The sequence below is a fragment of the Streptomyces altiplanensis genome (genome assembly GCF_053591575.1).
Genome location: NZ_JBSFUB010000024.1, coordinates 1 through 18,377 on the forward strand (window position 1 = coordinate 1; position 18,377 = coordinate 18,377).

Annotated in this window: 16 protein-coding genes and 1 pseudogene; 7 read left to right on the top strand and 10 right to left on the bottom strand. The window is 70.6% G+C overall.

The window, feature by feature from the left end; genetic code table 11:
* Positions 1-559: 559 nt before the first annotated feature.
* Together ACWD0Y_RS13800 and ACWD0Y_RS13805 are read right to left on the bottom strand one after the other, a co-directional pair.
* Positions 560-2,050: a carboxylesterase/lipase family protein gene (locus ACWD0Y_RS13800; RefSeq protein WP_450260557.1), complete on the bottom strand. Its 1,491-nt coding sequence runs from the start codon at positions 2,048-2,050 to the stop codon at positions 560-562.
* A 22-nt stretch (positions 2,051-2,072) separates the two neighbouring features.
* Positions 2,073-2,987, bottom strand: a complete 915-nt coding sequence (locus ACWD0Y_RS13805) for an MBL fold metallo-hydrolase (protein ID WP_450260558.1) — start codon at positions 2,985-2,987, stop codon at positions 2,073-2,075.
* 178 nt (positions 2,988-3,165) lie between these two features.
* Between ACWD0Y_RS13805 and ACWD0Y_RS13810 the strand changes: the two genes are divergently transcribed.
* Positions 3,166-6,090: a helix-turn-helix transcriptional regulator gene (locus ACWD0Y_RS13810; RefSeq protein ID WP_450260559.1), complete on the top strand. Its 2,925-nt coding sequence runs from the start codon at positions 3,166-3,168 to the stop codon at positions 6,088-6,090.
* A gap of 82 nt (positions 6,091-6,172) precedes the next feature.
* On the opposite strand, the gene ACWD0Y_RS13815 is transcribed toward ACWD0Y_RS13810, so the two are convergent.
* Positions 6,173-6,334, bottom strand: a complete 162-nt coding sequence (locus tag ACWD0Y_RS13815) for a hypothetical protein (protein WP_450260560.1) — start codon at positions 6,332-6,334, stop codon at positions 6,173-6,175.
* 91 nt (positions 6,335-6,425) lie between these two features.
* Here ACWD0Y_RS13815 and ACWD0Y_RS13820 point away from each other — a divergent pair, with 91 nt between their 5' ends.
* The 4 genes and pseudogenes from ACWD0Y_RS13820 (at position 6,426) to ACWD0Y_RS13835 (ending at position 10,386) form a co-directional block, all read left to right on the top strand.
* Positions 6,426-7,220 carry an MBL fold metallo-hydrolase gene (locus ACWD0Y_RS13820; RefSeq protein WP_450260561.1) on the top strand — a complete coding sequence of 265 codons (795 nt, stop codon included), beginning with the start codon at positions 6,426-6,428 and terminating at the stop codon, positions 7,218-7,220.
* A 124-nt stretch (positions 7,221-7,344) separates the two neighbouring features.
* Positions 7,345-8,430 carry an LLM class flavin-dependent oxidoreductase gene (locus ACWD0Y_RS13825; protein WP_450260562.1) on the top strand — a complete coding sequence of 362 codons (1,086 nt, stop codon included), beginning with the start codon at positions 7,345-7,347 and terminating at the stop codon, positions 8,428-8,430.
* A gap of 68 nt (positions 8,431-8,498) precedes the next feature.
* Positions 8,499-9,036 (top strand): annotated as a pseudogene (locus ACWD0Y_RS13830) (NAD(P)H-dependent oxidoreductase).
* 69 nt (positions 9,037-9,105) lie between these two features.
* Positions 9,106-10,386 carry an MFS transporter gene (locus tag ACWD0Y_RS13835; protein WP_450260563.1) on the top strand — a complete coding sequence of 427 codons (1,281 nt, stop codon included), beginning with the start codon at positions 9,106-9,108 and terminating at the stop codon, positions 10,384-10,386.
* A gap of 312 nt (positions 10,387-10,698) precedes the next feature.
* Here the strand turns inward: ACWD0Y_RS13835 and ACWD0Y_RS13840 are convergent, their stop codons facing one another.
* From ACWD0Y_RS13840 to ACWD0Y_RS13855, 4 genes are read right to left on the bottom strand one after another with little or no spacing between them, the layout of a single operon-like run.
* Positions 10,699-11,319, bottom strand: coding sequence for a response regulator (locus ACWD0Y_RS13840; RefSeq protein WP_450260564.1), 621 nt, complete (start codon positions 11,317-11,319; stop codon positions 10,699-10,701).
* Positions 11,316-12,668 (bottom strand): ATP-binding protein, encoded by a 1,353-nt coding sequence (locus ACWD0Y_RS13845; RefSeq protein WP_450260565.1) that lies wholly within the window; start codon positions 12,666-12,668, stop codon positions 11,316-11,318. Before ACWD0Y_RS13845 ends, ACWD0Y_RS13840 begins: the two co-directional genes overlap by 4 nt.
* Entirely contained in the window at positions 12,669-13,415 is a 747-nt protein-coding gene (locus ACWD0Y_RS13850) for an ABC transporter permease (protein ID WP_450260566.1), read from the bottom strand.
* 17 nt (positions 13,416-13,432) lie between these two features.
* Complete coding sequence (locus tag ACWD0Y_RS13855) at positions 13,433-14,368, bottom strand: ABC transporter ATP-binding protein (protein ID WP_450260567.1); 936 nt, start codon at positions 14,366-14,368, stop codon at positions 13,433-13,435.
* A 255-nt stretch (positions 14,369-14,623) separates the two neighbouring features.
* On the opposite strand from ACWD0Y_RS13855, the gene ACWD0Y_RS13860 reads away from it, so the two are divergent.
* The gene (locus ACWD0Y_RS13860; RefSeq protein WP_450260616.1) at positions 14,624-14,986 is read left to right on the top strand and encodes a GFA family protein; all 363 of its coding nucleotides are present in this window, start codon (positions 14,624-14,626) and stop codon (positions 14,984-14,986) included.
* Between the two features lie 388 nt (positions 14,987-15,374).
* Here the strand turns inward: ACWD0Y_RS13860 and ACWD0Y_RS13865 are convergent, their stop codons facing one another.
* The 3 genes from ACWD0Y_RS13865 to ACWD0Y_RS13875 all read right to left on the bottom strand — a co-directional run bounded on the left by ACWD0Y_RS13865 (position 15,375) and on the right by ACWD0Y_RS13875 (position 17,761).
* Positions 15,375-16,649 (bottom strand): RNA polymerase sigma factor, encoded by a 1,275-nt coding sequence (locus ACWD0Y_RS13865; protein ID WP_450260617.1) that lies wholly within the window; start codon positions 16,647-16,649, stop codon positions 15,375-15,377.
* 65 nt (positions 16,650-16,714) lie between these two features.
* Positions 16,715-17,086 carry a YciI family protein gene (locus ACWD0Y_RS13870; RefSeq protein ID WP_450260568.1) on the bottom strand — a complete coding sequence of 124 codons (372 nt, stop codon included), beginning with the start codon at positions 17,084-17,086 and terminating at the stop codon, positions 16,715-16,717.
* Between the two features lie 42 nt (positions 17,087-17,128).
* Positions 17,129-17,761 carry a DUF998 domain-containing protein gene (locus ACWD0Y_RS13875; protein WP_450260569.1) on the bottom strand — a complete coding sequence of 211 codons (633 nt, stop codon included), beginning with the start codon at positions 17,759-17,761 and terminating at the stop codon, positions 17,129-17,131.
* A 150-nt stretch (positions 17,762-17,911) separates the two neighbouring features.
* Between ACWD0Y_RS13875 and ACWD0Y_RS13880 the strand changes: the two genes are divergently transcribed.
* Complete coding sequence (locus ACWD0Y_RS13880; RefSeq protein ID WP_450260570.1) at positions 17,912-18,337, top strand: hypothetical protein; 426 nt, start codon at positions 17,912-17,914, stop codon at positions 18,335-18,337.
* Positions 18,338-18,377 lie beyond the last annotated feature (40 nt).

Below are 18,377 nucleotides of genomic sequence, written 5' to 3' on the forward strand. Positions count from 1 at the left end.
GGTCAACGTCCTCTGGGCCCTCCTGCGCGATGGACGGACCTACGAAACCGTGCCACCCGCCGTTCCCACTGCTTGACAAACAGCATTAGGAATCACTGAACGCTGCCAAGGCTCCCGAGGACACGAGTCACCCGCTGATCCATCCTGGTCCCGGGGTCCGATGCCGAGATGGTGCCGGAGGCCGGCAGAACCGTCATTGGCGACATCGCAGGGCGGCGGCTTCTGGTACCGGGTGGCGAGACCCCGCACCGAGAGGGCACGGCCCGGCCAGGTACACCGGTGCGCATGGACCCGCCAGGAGGAGGCCGGAACGCGCTGTCGGCGGCACAGCGCGGCGTGGATCCGGCGAAGACCCCTGTGCCGGCGCTGCTCAGGCGACCGTGGTGCCGATGACCTCACCCGTGTCCGGGCCGAGCGGGAACTGCCCGGAGACCTGCTGGCCGGGACCCTTCCGGATGCCTTGGGCAGCGGGGCTGCCGGGGCGGGGCGTTCTCGGTGGTGATGACGGTTCTGGTCATGGCGTGCCCTTCAAGGGGGGCACGGGGGCCGTGTACGAGGGTCAGCGCCAGGCCTGTCGTTCCTGGCTGCGGGGGTCGTCGACCTGAGTCCACTCGGCGTCGATGCGCATGGTGGACCTGCGCTCGGTGTTGTACGGGTCCCAGCCGGGGTTGCCGGTCCTGGCGAACCGGACCCAGGCCTCGTGCACGCGGGTGGTGAGATCCGCGGGGGGCTTGTCGGGGCCGAGCAGGGCGGCGGGGCCGTGCAGCCGGGCGAGGTGCGAGAGACCGAAGACGAAGGGCAGCTCGACCGCGTGGGTGGCGCCCAGTTCTCCGTCCAGGGCCTGGGAGCGCCAGGCGAACTCGTAGGCGTAAGTGGCGGATCGGGCATGTGCGGCGTGTGCCCCGGCCAGGGCCCAGCTGCCCGCGCCGAACAGCGCGTCGCCCATGATGGCGGAGCGCAACTCGCCGAAGGACGCCTCGGGGCGTGTCTTGCGGTAGGTCTCGACGAGTCGGGCCGCATTCGGGTGTGAGCGCGCCGCCGCGTCGTCGACGTCCTCGGCGGTCGAGGTGGCGTACTTGTCCACGGGCACCAGATAGAGATGTCCCTCCTCGGTGTTGGTCCCGATGAGCAGGTCGATGTCGGCGCTCAGGCCGGCGGCGACGGATTCGGCGGGTTGGGTGTCGAGGACCAGGCTGAAGGGGCTGAGTCCGATCAGCGGGTCCCGGTGGGTCCCGGTCCGCAGGTCGATGCCCGCGAGGCGGGAGGCGGCCTCGACCAGGCGCTCGTCGGAGATCTCCGCGAAGGCGTCGATGTGGGGTTCGACGCCCAGGGCCTCGGCCGCTGCCCGGGTGACGCGGGCGGCCTGCTCGCTGGTGAAGGCGCCCAGGCCGCTGCCGCTCTGGACGATCGCCCGGTGGAAGAGGCCCGCGGCTTCGGGGGTGGCGAGGACACCTCCGACGATGGTCGCCCCGGCCGACTGGCCGAAGAGGGTGACGTGGTGCGGGGCACCGCCGAAGGCGGCGATGTTCTCCTTCACCCAGCGCAGCGCGGCGACGACGTCGAGCAGGCCGCGGTTGGCGGGCGCGCCGGGCAGGTCGAGGAATCCGGCGATGCCGAGCCGGTAGTTGAGGGTGACGAGGACGACGCCGTCGCGGGCGAAGGCGGACCCGTCGTACAGCGCGGACCGTGTCGAGCCGGCGACGAACCCGCCGCCGTGGACGAACACCATGACCGGCAGGTCAGCATGGGGGGCGGCGGGCGCGAAGACGTTGACGGTGAGGTAGTCCTCGCCGCGGCTCCAACCGGCGCCGAAGTAGGGGGACATGTCGATGCTGCCGAGCTTGCGCTCGGACTGCGGCGCGTTGGGTCCCGGCACGGTGGCGTCCCGTACGCCGTCCCACGGTTCGTGCGGCCGGGGTGGCGCGAACCGGCCGGCGCCGCGGGGCGCGGCGGCGTAGGGGATGTTCAGGAAAGCGGTGGTGCCGGCCTGGCGCAGGCCGCGGACCGCTCCCTGCGCCGTGGTCACGACGGGCTCGGGGTGGTGGTTCACAGGGGTGCCTTTCCGCAGGGTCTCAGGCCTGTCCGGTGTACGGGGCGAAGGGCGCCCAGCCTTTGATGGCGAACTTGCTTCCCTCTCGCACCACTTCGACGGCGCCGTGGCCGCCCAGGTGTGCGGGGACCACGAGTGCGTTGTTGTCGGCCGCCCAGCCGAGCACCTTGCGGCGGGTGGCGCGGGCTTCCGCGGGGTCCTCGCAGAAGCAGCTGTTGACGTCCGGTTCGAGGATCTGCACCGGGCTGTGCAGCAGGTCGCCGACGAACACCGCGCGGTCCGTCCCGGAGGTGAGCGTCAGTACGGAGGAGCCGGGGGTGTGTCCGGGAGCCGCGTCCAGGCGCAGGTCGGCGTCGATCTGGTGGCTGTTCTCCCACAGCAGCGTCTGGCCGGCCTGGTGCACCGGGGCCACGCTGTCCTCGAAGACGTTCTGGTTGCCGCGGCCGAGCAGCGGCTTGTGGCCGTTCTCGGGATTCCAGAAGTCGAAGTCGTCCTTCGGTATCAGGTAGGTGGCGTGGGGGAAAGTGGGCACCCATTGCCGGCCGTCCAGGTATGTGTTCCAGCCGACGTGATCGATGTGGAGATGTGTGTTGACCACGATGTCCACGTCTTCGGGCTCGACTCCGACCCGGGCGAGATTGGCCAGGAAGTCCGTCTTGAGGTGGCTCCAGACCGGCGCGTACGGGCGCTCCTTGTGATTGCCCACGCCGGTGTCGACGAGGATGGTCCTGCCCTCGCTGCGCAGCAGCCAGGTCTGGATCGCGGAATTCACGATGTTGGTGCCGGAATCCAGGAAATGCGGGGTCAGCCAGGAGTGGCCGTCTTCCCACACTCCCTTCGGGCTTTCCGGGAAGAAGGTGTCGGGCGGCATTTCGACGGAGCCGAAGTATTCCCATACCCGGGTGACGGTGACATTGCCGAGCGTGATGTGGTCCATGAGGCATCCTTGGAAATTCGGAGGATTTCCTGAACCGTACGAGCGGCCTCGGCAGCCGGGGTATCCGTAACGTGACTGCACCTGTGCGCACAGCCCGGGCATGGGGCGCGGCCGCTTGTAGCCTGGGTGGACAAGGCAAGGCGGCTCCCGTTCGTGAGCCACAATTCGTGGAGACCCCGTGGACGAGCACCCAGGCGGCCTCGATGCGAGCACGAGACCGGAGCCGGATCCGGAGGAGCCGTTCGTCGGCCGGGACGCGGAGCTGGGACGCCTCTTTCGTGCGGTGGAGTCGGCGTCGGCCGTTCCCGTGGTGATGCTCGTCGGTGGCATGGGCATGGGCAAGAGCGCCCTGGTGGGCCGTGCGGTGTGCCGGGCTGAGGCGAGCGGTGCCCGGGTACTGCGCGCCGAAGGCAGCGAGTCGGAGGCGAACCTGGCGTTCTCCGCCCTGCATCAGCTGCTGCGGCCGCTGCTGGCGGAGGTGGACGAACTGCCGGAGAGGCAGCGCACCGCGATACAAGACGCCTTCGGCGCGGGGCCGGCCACGCCCCGGCACGCGAGCGCACCCGATCCCCTTGTGATCGGGGTCGCCGTGCTGAGCCTGCTCTCAGCCCTGGGCGACCGGCAGCCCGTCCTCTTGGTGCTCGACGACGCGCAGTGGTTCGACCGTGCTTCCCTGGACGCACTGTCCTTCGCCGCCAGGCGGCTGGAAGGTGAACCGGTCACGATGCTGATCGCAGCCCGTGACGGCGACCACCTCGCGGGTTTCGACCGGCACACGCCCACGCTCATCCTCGGACCGCTCGACAACGCTGCGGCGAACCGGCTGCTGGACCAGCAACCGCAGAGTCCCACCGGCCACACCAGGACGCGCATCCTCGACCAAGCAGGCGGCAACCCCCTGGCACTGGTGGAACTCGCGAGGGCGGCCACCACCCGGGACGCGGCCACAGAGCTGCCGTCCGCAGGTCCGCTCCCCCTCACCGATCACCTGGAGCGGATCTTCGCCGCTCGCCTCGACGGCCTCCCCGCCCACACGACGCGCGCCCTGCTGCTCCTGGCCGCCATGGACAGCGTCGACTCCCCGATCGCCGTCTCGGCCGGGCTGTCGAACGCCGAGGGCGACCCCTGGGTGCCGGCCGAGCAGGCCGGGCTGGTCCGGCGAACCGGCCGGGACCTCCGGTTCCGCCACCCACTGGTCCGGTCCGCCGTGTATCACGCCGCGTCCGCGGGCGCCCGGCGCGAGGTTCATCTCACGCTCGCCGAACTGCTGCGGGACGAACCGGACCGGCGTGCCTGGCATCTGGCGGCCGCCTGCCCGGGCCCGGACGCGGCCGTGTCGGCGGAGTTGGAGCGGACCGCCGCACGGGCCCGCCGCCGCGGCGGCCATGCGGCGGTGGCCAAGGCCCTCCAGCGTGCAGCGGAACTCGCGCCGCGGCGCGAGGACGGTGCCCGGCTGCTGGTCGAAGCAGCTTCAGCGGCCGTGTTCACCGGCGACCTCGCTTGGGTCGAGGAACTGACCGCTGCGGTCCGCGCGCGCACGGATGACCCGTCGCTGCTGGCTTCCGCCGCCGTGCAAGCCGGCCGGCTGGCGATCCTGACCCTGCGCCACACCACGGTTTTCTCCCGACTGGCCGACGCCGCCGAGGAGTTGGCGGTCTCCCAGCCCGCCGCCGCGCTGGACCTCTTGGCCGACGCCGCCGTGGTCCGCTACTACTCCGGAGAGGACACCCAGCGCCGCCGCATCCAGGACATTCTGGGGCGCCTTCCCGAGGACGCCTCATCCGCAGGCTTGCACACCTGGGTGAGGGCCGTGTCGGACCCCTTCGGCGACAGGGGCGCTTTCGTCTCCCTGCTCCCGCGGTTGACCGCCGAGGCGGAAGCCCGGCCGGAGCAGCTCACCGCCGTCGGGATCATGGCGTGGTTGCTGGACGAGACCCCGGAGGCCGTGCGTACCTTCGACAAGGCCTTCGATCGCTGGGAGTCGCAGGGAGCGCTGCCGGAGGGTCTGGGCGGCGCGGTCGCCTGGGCCTATGTGGAACGAGGACGGTGGGACCAGGCCAGGGAGGCCTGCGCCCGCACCACCGCGGTCGGGCGGGCAGCCGGCCTCGACCACGCCGTGGCCTGTGCGGCCACCGTGGATGCCATCGTGCTGGCCTACCAGGGTGACGCGACGGCAGCCCGCGCCCGGGCCGATGAGGCGCTCGCCCTGATCGATCCGCTGGACAGCCGCTCGGTCTCCGTCTACGCCCGCCGTGCGCTGGGCGCCGCGGCGGCTGCGGAAGGTGCGTACGAGACCGCCTACGACCAACTCCGCATGGCTTTCACAGCAGATGGCGCGCCCGTGCACTACCACGCCTCCTTCCCGGCCCTCGCGGATCTGGCCGCCGCCGCTGTGCGCAGCGGCCGCCGCGAGGACGCCGCCGCGATCGTCGAGCGTTGCACACGCGCGCTCGCGGACCAAGCCTCACCCCGCCTGCGCGCGCTGCTCAGCCGAGCCCGTGGCCTGCTGGCCGCCCCCGAGGACGCCGAGCCGCACTTCCGGGCCGCCTTGGCCGACCCGGTCTTCGAGCACTGGCCCTTCGAACGTGCCCAAACCCTGCTCGACCTCGCCGAGTGGCTGCGACGCCGTCGGCGCATCGCAGAGGCACGGGCGCCGCTCACCGACGCCCTGGAGGCATTCCGTCGTCTGGGGGCCCGCCCGTGGATCGAGCGAGCCCGAGCCGAATCCCGCGCCGCCGGCCTCGACGTCACGGACACGGTCCCCGACGCGCTCGCCGAACTCTCCCCGCAACAGCAACAGATCATCAGGCTCGCCGCCCGCGGACTGACCAACCGCGAAATCGGCGAGAAGCTCTTCCTCTCCCCCCGCACGGTCAGCTCACACCTCTACCGCAGCTTCCCCAAACTGGGCATCACCGCCCGCTCCCAGCTCCGCGACCTCATCGAGGGCGTCCTCGCAACGGCCGGCCACCAAGGGGCCGGTGTTCTCGTCCCACAGCAGCAGGGATGCGGTGGGGGCTCGGGTCATCGCGTCGTTGACCGCCGTGACGGCGGCGGGCAGGGCGGGCTGCCCCGGCGGCACGGGAGGCCAGGAGCGACCTGATCTGTTCGCGCAACGAGCGCAGCCGTGTCGCGCATACCCCCGCCAAGCCGGCGCCGGCCTGGGCGAGGTCGCGCCGCGCCAGTCACTGCTCGGCCTGCGCCGGGGTGCCCAGGAGGTCGGCGGTGTGCCCGCCGGGCAGTACGACGGCACTGTTGGCCAGGGCCAGGGCCAGGGCCAGAGCGGGGTGCTCATCCTCGCCCGGCGCCGACGGGAGGGCCGCTTCGTCCGTCACGAACTCTTCCACACTCCTCACGGTACGGGTTGCACTCATCCGTGAGGCATGCGTACAGTCGACTCACGGTTAACACTCAACCTATCCGTGAGGAACTCCTTTCGTGTCTTCCCCCACCCTGCAGACCGTCCCGTTCCCCGTCCGGGTCTTCGGCGGCCCGACTGCCCTCTTCGAGTACGGCGGCCTGCGCTTTCTCACCGACCCGACCTTCGACGGCCCCGGCGACCACCCGGCGCCGGCCGTCATGCTGACCAAGACGGCGGCGGCTGACGGCAGCCCGGCCGATCTCGGCCGCGTCGACGTGGTTCTCCTCTCGCACGACGAGCACGCCGACAACCTCGACACCTCCGGCCGGGCCCTGCTCGCCGACGTCCCGCTGACGCTCACCACCCCCGGCGGTGGGGAGCGCCTCGGGGAGACGGCCACCGGCCTCGCCGACTGGCAGTCGATCGGGCTTGAGCGCCGGGACGGCGGGCCCGGCACGGTCACCGTGACCGGCGTGCCCGCCATCCACGGCCCCGGCAAGCGCGAGGAGGTCGAGCCGATCTGCGGCGAAGTCGTCGGATTCGTTCTGACCGGCGAGGGCCTGCCCACCGTCTACGTCAGCGGCGACAACGCCTCCCTCGACGCGGTCAAGGAGATCGCCGAGCGCTTCGCCCCGGTGGACACCGCCCTCCTCTTCGCCGGAGCCCCCCGCTTCGCCGAGGTCTTCGACGGCGGGCTGATCGTCCTGGACAGCGCCCAGGCCGCAGAGGCCGCGAAGCTCCTCGACGCCGGCCGTGTGGTCCCCGTCCACTACGACAGCTGGGCCCACTTCACCGAGGGCCGCGACGAGCTGGAGGCCGCCTTCGCCGCAGCCGGTCTCGCCGACCGCGTCGACTTCGGCATCCGCGGCTGACCCCTCGTACGTCGGGCCCGTACGCCGGACACAGCCGGGCGCCGGCCGACAGAGACCCGCCGCGACTGTCGGCCGGTGCCCGGCCCCTCCCTCACCTCCCGCACCACCGAAGGACCGCACGAGCATGACCGACCCGATCCGCGGCACCCGCCACGGCTCCGCCCCCGCCCCTCTGTCCGTACTGGACTCCGCCATGACCGGCACCGGCCAGACCGCCGCAGAGGCGCTGGCCGGCAGCATCGCACTCGCCCGGCTCGCCGACCGGCGCGGCTTCACCCGCTACTGGATGAACGAGCACCACGCCATGCCCGGCGTCTCCACCTCCAGCCCGCCCGTCCTGCTGTCCCGGCTCACCGCGGAGACCAGCAGGCTGCGGCTCGGCGCGGGCGGGATCATGCTGCCCAACCATCCGCCGCTGGTCGTCGCCGAACAGTTCGGCATGCTTGACGCCCTCGCCCCCGGCCGCATCGACCTGGGCCTGGGCCGCGCCCCAGGCACCGATCACGCCACGGCGGCCGCCCTGCGCCGCGGCGCGAGCGGCGCCGAGGACTTCCCCCAGCAGGTGGCCGAGCTGCTGCACTTCCTCGGCGACGACTTCCCCGCCGAGCACCCCTACACCGACCGCGTGTACGCCGTGCCGGGGCCCGCCCAGGACCGGCTCAACGGCGTCACCCCGCCCACCGGCCGCCTGCCGGTGTGGCTGCTCGGCTCGTCCGGCTACTCGGCGCAGCTCGCCGCCCGGCTCGGCCTGCCGTTCGCCTTCGCCGCGCACTTCAACCCGCACGATGTCGTGGCCGCCCTGCGTCTGTACCGCGAGCGGTTCACTCCGTCCGAGGCCCTGGCCGAGCCGTACGCGCTGGTCAGCTTCACTGTCGCGGCATCCGACGACGAGCGTGAGGCCCGCCGCCAGGCCGGCACCCTCGCGCACGCCATGCTCCGCATGTTCCAGCGCAAGTCCTACCTGCTGCCGTCCCCCGAGGAAGTGGACGCCTACACCTACGACGCCCAGGAACGCCAGGCCGTCGACAGCTGGCTGACCCACGTACCGCACGGCACCCCCGAGCAGGTCACCGCCCACCTGAACCAGGTCCAGCGGGACTCCGGCGCCGACGAGCTCATGATCGGCAGCGTCGGCCACTCCGTCCAGGCCCGGCTGCGCTCCACCGAGCTGATCGCCGACGCCTACGGCATGCCCGACAGCCCGCACTGAGGCGGGACGGGCGGACCTCCGCCCACCACTCTTCACCGCCAAGTCCCGCTGTTTCCCCAGGAGTTCCCGTGGTCGCCGTCCTCGCCCTGTTCGGCAGTCCGTCCCGTACCGCCCTCCTGGCCGAGCACACCGCCGCGGGCCTGCGGGTCCGTGGCCACCGGACCCACGTACTCGCCCGGCGCGACCTGCCCGCGGCACCGCTGCTCACCGCGGACACCCACGACGCTCCCTCGCCCGCGCCGTGAGCCTGGTTGCCGAGGCCGACGCCCTCGTCGTTGCCACCCCCCTCTACAAGGCCGCCTGCTCCGGCCTGCTCAAGACCTTCCTCGGCTGCTGTCTCAGCAGGCGTTTACCGGGAAACCGGTGCTCCCCCTGGCCACCGGCGGCAGCCCGGCCCACGTCCTCGCCCTCGACTACGCCCTGTGCCCGGTCCTCGCCGCGCTCGGTGCCCAGGTCTGTCAGGGCCGGTTCGTCCTGGACCGGCACATCCCGGCCGCCCCGGACGGCGCGATGACCCTCGCCCACGACGACGAGCGGCAACTGGCTGACATCAACGACCAGTTCGCCCGCGCTCTCCCGTCCGGCGCACACCTGACCGCCGCCTGATGACCACCGGACCGCCCCGCCCGGTAACCCGCCACCCCGGCCTCCCGGCAACCCGAAAGTACGGACCACATGGGCTACCTGTCCCTCGATCCCACCCGCACCCCGCCCACCGCCGCTCCCGCCCCCTCCATATCCGCGGTGCAGAAGCGCACCCTGACCGTGCTGCTCGTCTCCCAGATCCTCAGCGGTGTCGGCCTCGCCGCCGGTGTCACCGTCGCCGGGCTGCTGGCCGGGCAGATGCTCCACAACACCTCGCTGACCGGACTGCCCGTCGCCCTGCTCACCGCGGGCTCCGCCGTCGCCGCCGTCGTCATCGGACGCGTCTCCCAGCGCCTCGGCCGCCGCCCCGGACTGGCCGCCGGATACCTCACCGGCGCCCTCGGCGGTACCGGTGTCGTCGTCGCGGCCGCGCTCGGCAGCCCCGCGCTGCTGTTCGTCTCCCTGTTCCTGTACGGCGCCGGCACCACGTCCAACCTCCAGGCCCGATACGCGGGAGCCGACCTCGCCGCACCCCATCAGCGCGCCCGCGCCACCTCCACCGTCATCGTCGCCACCACCGCCGGCGGCACCGCCGGACCACTGCTCGCCACCCCCGCCGGGCACCTCGCGACCGCCCTCCGGCTGCCCGAGCTGACCGGCCTGTTCCTCTTCTCCACGGTCGCGTTCACCCTGGCCGCACTCACCCTCCTCCTGTGGCTACGGCCTGACCCGCTGCTGCTCGCCCGCACCCTGCCCGCGACCCCGGCTGAGGGCGCGGCCGCGGATTCCCCTCCCCGGTCCGGGCCCGGGCTGCTCGTCGGCGTCGTGGTCCTGGTCCTCAGTCAGCTCGTCATGGTCGCCGTGATGACCATGACCCCCATCCACATGCACGCCCACGGCTTCGGCACCGCCGCATCCGGCCTGGTCATCGCCCTGCACACGGGTTCCATGTATCTGCCGTCGCCGCTGGCCGGCCGCCTCGTCGACCGCTGTGGTGCCACTGCGATGAGCGTGGTGACGGCCGGCACGCTGCTCGCCGCGGGAGTAGTCGCCGCCCTCGCGCCCGGCCATTCCTTCATCCTGATCACCCTCGCCCTCGTCCTGCTCGGCGTCGGCTGGAGCTTCGGCCTGGTCACCGGCACCGCGATCGTCACCAACAGCACGCCCCTGGCCACCCGCGCCAAGGTCCAGGGACTGGTCGACGTCGCCATCGCCGTCGCGGGCGCGGTCGGTGGCCTGGCCTCCGGCATCGTCGTCGCCTTCGCCAGCTACCCGATCCTTGCCGTTCTGTGCGGCGTCCTCGCCTTCGTGGCTGCGCCTGCAGCCATCGTCGCGGCCCGCAAGGGATCCGCGCGCACCTGGCCGACGTAGCCGGGGCAGGACCGGAATGCGAGCGAAACGTGCCGCACACCAGCGGCCGGGCAAGTCACGGGCGCGAACCGGTGGCGAGGACCTCCGCGGACTCGAAGAGACGACAACGGGGACACCGAGGTTGTTTCACAGGTGACCAGCCGTGGGCCGGGGCCTGCGGGCGGGAGGAGCCCCTGCTCCACGGTGGCATCAGATGCCGTCACGGTCGATCACGCGGAGACGCGCTTAACGACTCCCCAACACACCGCGAAGCGAATCCCGTTCAGAGGTTCTGGTCCACTTCTTGGGCTCCGGTGGTCAGCAGCGGGGGCGTCACGTGAGCAGGCGACGGCGGTAGCCCTCGGCCACCGCCGAGGCTCGATCACGAACGCCGAGTTTGTCGTAGATGTGTTGCAGATGGGTCTTGATGCTCGCTTCGCCGATGAACAACGCTGTAGCGGCCTCTCGATTCGAGCTGCCGTTCGCGACCAATTGCAGTACCTCCTTCTCTCGATCGGTCAGTGTGCCGGCGCCGGGCCTCCGAACCTGCCCCATGAGGTGCTGCGTCACCGACGGCGCGAGCACCGACTCTCCACGCGCGGCCGCACGGACGGCTCGCATCAGTTCGTCGGGCAGAGCATCCTTCAGGAGATATCCGATCGCACCCGCCTCGATCGCCGGCAGTACGTCGCTCTCGCTGTCGAAAGTGGTCAGGATCAGCACTCGGGCGCTCGGGGCCCGCTCGCGCAGGGCCGCGGTCGCGGCGACGCCGTCCATCACGGGCATCCGAAGGTCCATGAGCACGACATCCGCTGCCAGCAGCTGTGCGCGTTCGATGCCCTCGGCGCCGTTCCCGGCCTCACCGACCACAACGATGTCCTCGGCGTCCGCGAAGATGTCGCGAAGACCACCCCTCACGATCGGATGGTCGTCGACCACTACTAGTCGAATCATCGGTCGGTCTCCCCCTTTGCTCTCGTGCCCCCGAGGGCGATCGCCGGAACGCGCGCACTGACGGATGTCCCTTCACCCGGTGCGCTCTGCACCTCTACGTGACCGCCGACCCCTCGGATGCGCTGGCGCATGCTCGTCAGGCCGAAGCCGGTGCCGACCTCTTTCGCGAACCCGCGTCCATCATCCCGCACGTCCAACAGCACCTCGGTGCCCGTGTACGACAGCGTGACACCGACGCGCGTGGCCTCCGCGTGCTTCGCCACGTTGGTCAGCGACTCCTGCGCGACCCGGAAGAGCGACACCTCGATCGCCGGGCTCAGTGGCTCTCGGGTGCCGGTGACCTCCACCTGCGCGCTGATCCCCTGGTCCTGCGACCATCGCCCGGTCAACGTGCGCAGCGCGTCGGGGAGGTGCGCACGCCCGAGTTCCTGGGGAGCGAGCGCCTGCACGGACCGTCTGGCCTCGGTCAGACTGCTGCGCGCGAGCCGAAGTGCACGCGCAACGTGCTCTTCCGTCTCGCCCCGCACACTCGCGGAACGCTCCGCTGCCTGGAGCTGCGTGATGATGCCGGCGAGACCCTGGGCCAGGGTGTCGTGGATTTCGCCGGCCAATCGCTGCCGCTCGTCCTGCGCCCCGGATTCACGGGCCTGGGCGACCAGTTGCGCATGGAGTCCGGCGTTCTCGTGCAGTGCCGCCTCGAGTCGCTCGACGAGTTCCTCCCGCTTGCGTTCCTCCGGTTCGCTGCGCGCCGTCAGCAGGATGCCCACCCCGATCGCCGCAGTCTGCACGGCGACGATCAGGATGAACTCCGCGAGCATGTCTGGGGCCGGGTCAGCCCACACGCGCATCGCCGAGCCGTTGAGGGCCACGGAGGTGGCCAGGACTCCGAGCACCCCCAACGGCCACGGCCTGAGCAAGTACGCGTGGAAGAAGCCCGCGATGGTGAAGACGAGGAAGATATCGGAGTACGTCATGAGGGTGACGCACAGTGCCAGCAGCCCGACGAAGAAGACGCCCGCCGACACGGGCCGGAGCGTCCTCCTCTTGATGGGCAGCGTGTGACCGAACAGCACCCACAGCACCGAGACCGCGACCAGCCCGAGGACGGATGCGCCCTCGGGCCAGAGGCGTTCACCGGAGACCGGAAGCACCCACGAGAAATAGATCGCCGTCGAGATCGTCAGCAGCAGCCACGGCGTGATCAACTGCAGAAGGTCCCAGACCCGTAACTGCTCCTCTTTCCAGGCCAGCCGGGAGCGATTCGCGATCTCCGCCTCTTCCGCGATGGCGGATTCGTGCGTCCCGGAGCTCGGGCGCTCACCGGCTCCGGCATCCCGCATCATCGACATCTACTCCCAGCGGAAGAACTTAGCGGCGATCGCGCTCGCGGCCACTGCGATACCCGCCATTATGGCGATCTGCAGCCAGAAGGGCTGCCCGCCGGCGGTGGCGGTGATCTCGCCCGCTTCGGCGGACCACGCCGCGGTGAGAGCCTGCAGCCCGGGCGGTATGAATTCGCCGACCTCGCGCAGCACGTCGGGCATGAGGACACGGGGCAGGAAGGCTCCGCCGAAGAACATCAGCGCAACGAACAAGAGGGTACCGATCTGGTTCGCGGCACTGCTCGTGCGGGCCACGGCCGCGGAGATCATGCCGAGCCCGAGCAGTGCCGCATAGCCGACGATGAAGGCGACGACGAACTCCAGGGGCCGCTCGGGCGGCACGATGTCCAGCACCGCCCACGCGAGGAAGATCATGAGTGCCGCGGAGACGACCACGGAGGCGAACGCGACCATCATCTGCGCGAGCAGGACACTCCGCGGATGCGCAGGAGTGGTCGACAGCCTGCGCAGGATGCCGCGCTCACGGTACGTCGCGATCACCGCCGGGACGTGCTGCACGGCGATCATCACCATCCCGAACACCAGTGCGGTCGGCGCCCAGATGTCGATGGACCGGAGCCCGCCGGTTTCCGGCGACGACTCTCTGAGCGCCGGGATGGCACCCAGCCCGAGCAGGAGTCCCGTCGGGAACAGCACACCGAAGATGACGGTGGCAGAGTCTCGAAGGAAGAGTTTCGTCTCGACCTTGACCATCTTCAGGAGAGCACGCATCAGTCAACCCTCCTCTCGGAGGGTTCCGGGGACTTCGGGGCGCGTCCCGTAAAGGCCACGAACGCGTCGTCGAGGTTGCGCTGGTCGACGCGGAGATCCTCCGCCACGACCTGCGCCCTGGCGAGAGCCCCTGCGACGCTGCTCAGAAGCTGTCCCCTGCCGGTGACCAGCCAGCGGCCCCCGGTGATCTCGACATGGGTCACGTCGGGAAGCTCGGTCAGGACGCTCTTGTCCAGCGGTTGACTCACGCGGAACCGGACCTGCTGCACCGCGCTCGACTGCGCAATCAGCCCTGCGGGCGTGTCCACTGCGGCGACCCGGCCACCGTCGATGACGGCAATCCGGTCGCTGAGGCGCTCCGCCTCATCCATGAAGTGCGTGACAAGGAGGATCGTGACGCCCGTGTCACGGACTCGCTCAACGAGGCTCCAGGTGTCGCGCCTCGCCTGCGGGTCCAGTCCCGTCGTGAGCTCGTCGAGAATCGCGACCTTCGGATTGCCCACCAGAGCCAGCGCGATCGAAAGCCGCTGCTTCTGCCCGCCTGAGAGAGCCTTGTACTGCGTGTTGCGCTTCTCGGTGAGACCGAGGAGCTCCGTGAGCTCGCGCCAGTCGGCGGGGCTCCGGTAGAAGGAGCTGTAGAGCTCGAGGGCTTCGGCGACCTTGATCGCGTCTGGGAAGCTGCTCTCCTGCAGTTGCACGCCGATTCGCTCACGCACCTCCGCCCGGTCCTTGACCGGGTCGAGTCCCAGCACGGAGATCGAGCCCGAGTCGGGCGTTCGCAGGCCGGCGATGCTCTCGACGGTTGTCGTCTTGCCGGCGCCGTTGGGCCCGATGATGCCGAAGATCTCCCCCTCTTCAACGGTGAAAGAGACGTCGTCGACGGCAACGTGCTGCCCGTAGCGCTTGTGCAGATGTCGTACTTCCAATGCGGTCATACCGCGAAGTTACGGGCGCACCGCACCCCGCCACATCGACCGTAGCGTCTGAGCTCGGGTTGATTCGCGCCTCCACCGTTCGGTGGATCTCCAGCACCTTGCGGAGCGCCCGAAGCCCTGTTGGTTGTCGCGCTGTCTGCCTCCGCGGCACGCGGCTGACCTGGGGGACGGAGGTGGAACCGACATGCCCCCCCACCGAGCGACCCGCCGGCAACCACTGCACCCCGACGTACCGGCGGCTGCCTGTGCGGCCGCATCCGTTTCACCACCCGAGGCCAGGCCGTCTTCCCCCACACCTGTGTCTGCCGCCACTGTCAAAAGCTCGGCGGCACACCAGTGATGTGGTGGGTGGGATTCGAGACGGTCACCTGGACCGGTGAGGGCGGCGAGCCGACCTGGTACGAGACCTTCGAAGGCGAGGCGAAACGCGGCTTCTGCCCGACCTGTGGCAGCCGCCTCGCGGCGATCGACAGCGACATCCCAGAGATTGGCATCAACGTCACAGCCCTCGACGACACCAGCGGCCCAGACCTCGTGCCGATCCACGCGTCCTTCCGCGACAACGCCGTGCACTGGCTGCCGTCGGTGCCGGAGACCGAGCACAGCGCGGCCGGTTGACTTCCCGTCCACTGGTCGGCAACGTCACCTGCTCCCTCGATGGGCCCGGCCGGCATCCCGTTCTCGCCCGCGAGCAGGGCGCGAACTCCCGGGCCGGGGCCCGCCGCGGTCATGCTCAGCGAGGACGGCGGAGAACTCTGCGCGTGCCGCGCGGCAGTCCAAGGGCAGTCCAGGGGATGCTCGACCGGAGCGAGTCCTGAAAGGCGCCGGGCTACTTCGCTGCTTCCTGGACGAATTCTGGCCGTCGACGCCTGCCGAGACGAAAGCGTGAGACCACATCCCAGGGCGTTGAGGATTCCGGGCGGCTACGAAGAGCGTACGAGCTCGTCCTTGAGGGCCGGCAAGCCGGCGGGCTCGCCCAGGGGCCGGGGACCCGGTGCCGGATCGGTCAGGTCAGGCGGGCGGCTTCGTCGAGCAGGTAGCGGCGCTCGACCTGGTTGTCGGTCAGGGCGGCCGCCTCGCGGTACAGCGTCGCAGCTCCGGCCGTGTCGCCGGTCATCTGCACCAGGTGGGCGCGCACCGCGCGTTCCCGTTGCCGGGTGAGAGGGTCCTGGTGCAGTCCGTGGCGCCGGTTGAGGTCGTCGAGCAGCGCCAGTCCCCGGGCCGGTCCAAAGGCTTGAGCCACCGCGACGACCCGGCTCAGCCGCACCGGCGCGGTCGGGGTGAGGCGCTCGAGCCACAGGTACAGCATGGCGATCTGCGGCCAGTCCGTGCGTTGCGGAGCCGCGGCGGCGGCGTGCAAGGCCGCGATCGCCGCCTGGAGCTGGTACGGCCCCGCCTCGCCCCGGTTCCATACCTTGTCGATCAACTCGGTGCCCTCGCGGATGAGGTCGCGGTTCCATCGGGTACGGTCCTGCTCATCCAGTAGCAGCAACCGGCCGTCTTCGCCGGTGCGGGCGGCGCGCCGCGACTCGGTGAGCAGCATCAACGCCAGCAGGCCGGTCACCTCTGCGTCGTCCGGCATGGTGTCGGCGAGAATCCGGGTCAGCCGGATCGCCTCGCCGGTCAGGTCGAGGCGCGCGAGTTCGTCGCCTGCGGAGGCCGCATAGCCCTCGTTGAAGATCAGATACAGCACCCGCATGGCGGCACTCATGCGGCTGGGCCGGTCGGCGGCGGTGGGCGCGGTGAAGCGGGCCCCGGCCCGGGTGAGCTGCTGTTTGGCGCGACTGATCCGCGTTCCCATGGTGGTTTCGGACGTTCCGCAGGCGTGCGCGATCTCGGCGGTTGTCAAGCCGCCGACGGCGCGCAGTGTAAGCGCCACCTGGGAGGCGTGGCTCAGTGCCGGGTGACAGCAGAGGAGCAGCAGGGTGAGGCTGTCGTCGGTCTCCTGCGAAGGGCCCGCCCGGCGATTCGTCTCCCGCATGGCCAGTTCGGCCATGCCGACATCCCGCTCACGCCTGCGCCGGGCCTGGTCGGAGCGGAGCAGGTCGACCATACGCCGGTAGCCGATCCGGATGAGCCAACTGCGTGGGTCCTCCGGTACGCCCTGGGCCGGCCATGTCCGGCTCGCCGCCAGCAGCGCTTCCTGCACCGCGTCCTCGGCCGTGTCGAAACGGCCGAAGCGTCGCACCAACGCGCCGAGCACCTGCGGTGCTTCGGCTCGCAGCAGATCCTCGACGCCGATGGCCGTGTTCGGCCTGCCGTTCACCGACCCGCCGTTCACCGGCCCATCGCTCACCGGACCGGAGTGGCGCGCTGCCCACGCCGGGCCTCGTGGGGATCCGCCGGTCACGCCGTGAAGTCCTCGCTCATGATCGGCCGGATCTCGATCGGCTCGCCCAGCACCTCCACGATCCGCGAGGCGATCTCCACAGCCCGTTCCCGGTCGGCCACGTCGATCACGGCGAAGCTGGCCAGAACTTCCTTCAGCTCGGCGAACGGTCCGTCGGTCGCCATCGTGCCCTCCGGTGTCCGGTGGACCGTGGTGCTGACCGCCGGGTGGCCAAGACCCTCGGTGCTGACGAGCTCACCGGTGTCGAGCAGCTCCCGCTCGAACCTCTGATAGACGGCGAACGCGGCCAGCGCCTCCGGGGACGGGGCCTCGGCGGTCGCGGCGTCCCAGGCGGCGGCCGATGTGTAGCCGAGCAGCAGATACTTCATCGCGGTTGCCCTCCGTTCTTGTCCGGGCGATGGTAAAGCAGGTCACGGGGTGCGCCGCAGGGACATTGCGACGACGGTTGTCCAGGTGAAGGCGACCAGGCCGTTCACGGCGATCTGGATACTCATGTGGTCCGGTGACATGGGCAGAACCAGGACGAGCGCGGCCGCGGCGTTCAGTACGGCCGGAAGTACCGCGCGGCGGCGCACACACCGTACGGTCAGAACGATGGCGGCGACGGCCAGTGCCATGAAGGCGGTGGCGGCCGAGGCCGAGTGCACGACGCTGTGCCAGGACATCTGGGCGACCGGCCGGTCCGGGGTACCCACCGGGAAGCCGTTCTCCGGATCCATGGTGAACGCGCCGGCGACGATCAGCCCGACGCCGAAGATCCCGACACAGACCGGCAGCACCCGCCGTCCGAATCCGTCGTGGAAAGTGCGCTTGATGCCAACGGCCAGTGCAAGACCGCCGAGACCCGTGAGCACGAATGTCGTGATCTGGACCCAGCCGAGGCCACCGGTGGCGAGCTGGCTGATCGGGTGCCGGGCGAGGTCGAAGCCCGGACGGGTGAGCATCTGGATAACGACCGAGGCGGCGAAGACCGGCCCGGCGAGGGCTCCGGTGGCCAACAGGCGGTCCGAGGTGCGAGCGGTGGAGACAGCGGGGGCGGTCATGACTTCCTCCTTGGCGGGTTCTCGCGGCTACCTCGTTCCCGGTTCCGGGATCTCGACGCACCGACAACGTGGCACACGTCACATGTGGTGGGTGTCGAGAAGAGGCGGGCAGCTCCGAGGTAGCCGTGAGAACCCATCAAGGAGGACGACATGTCTGAGACCAACTTGCCGAGCGCCGAGCTGGAAGCCCTGGACCGCCTGGTCGGCACCTGGGCGGTTACCGGCGGAGCCGAGGGAACCGTGCGGTACGAGTGGATGCCCGGCCGGTTCTTCCTGATCCAGCACGTTGAACTCACCCAGTTCGGCAAGCCGGTCACCGGCATGGAACTGATCGGGAACCTCCGTCCGTTCGGCGAGCCGGCCGGTGCGGACGTGGTGTCGCGGTACTACGACTCGAACGGCAACACCTTCGACTACGTCTACGAACTGGCCGGCGACAAGCTGACCATCTGGGCCGGCGCGAAGGGCAGCCCGGCTTACTACGAAGGCAAGTTCAGTGCCGACGGCACCACGGCGACCGGTGATTGGGTCTACCCCGGCGGAGGTGGATACACCTCGACCATGACGCGGATCTGACACCCGGCCCGCAACAGAACGGACGAGGCGGCCTGGTGGC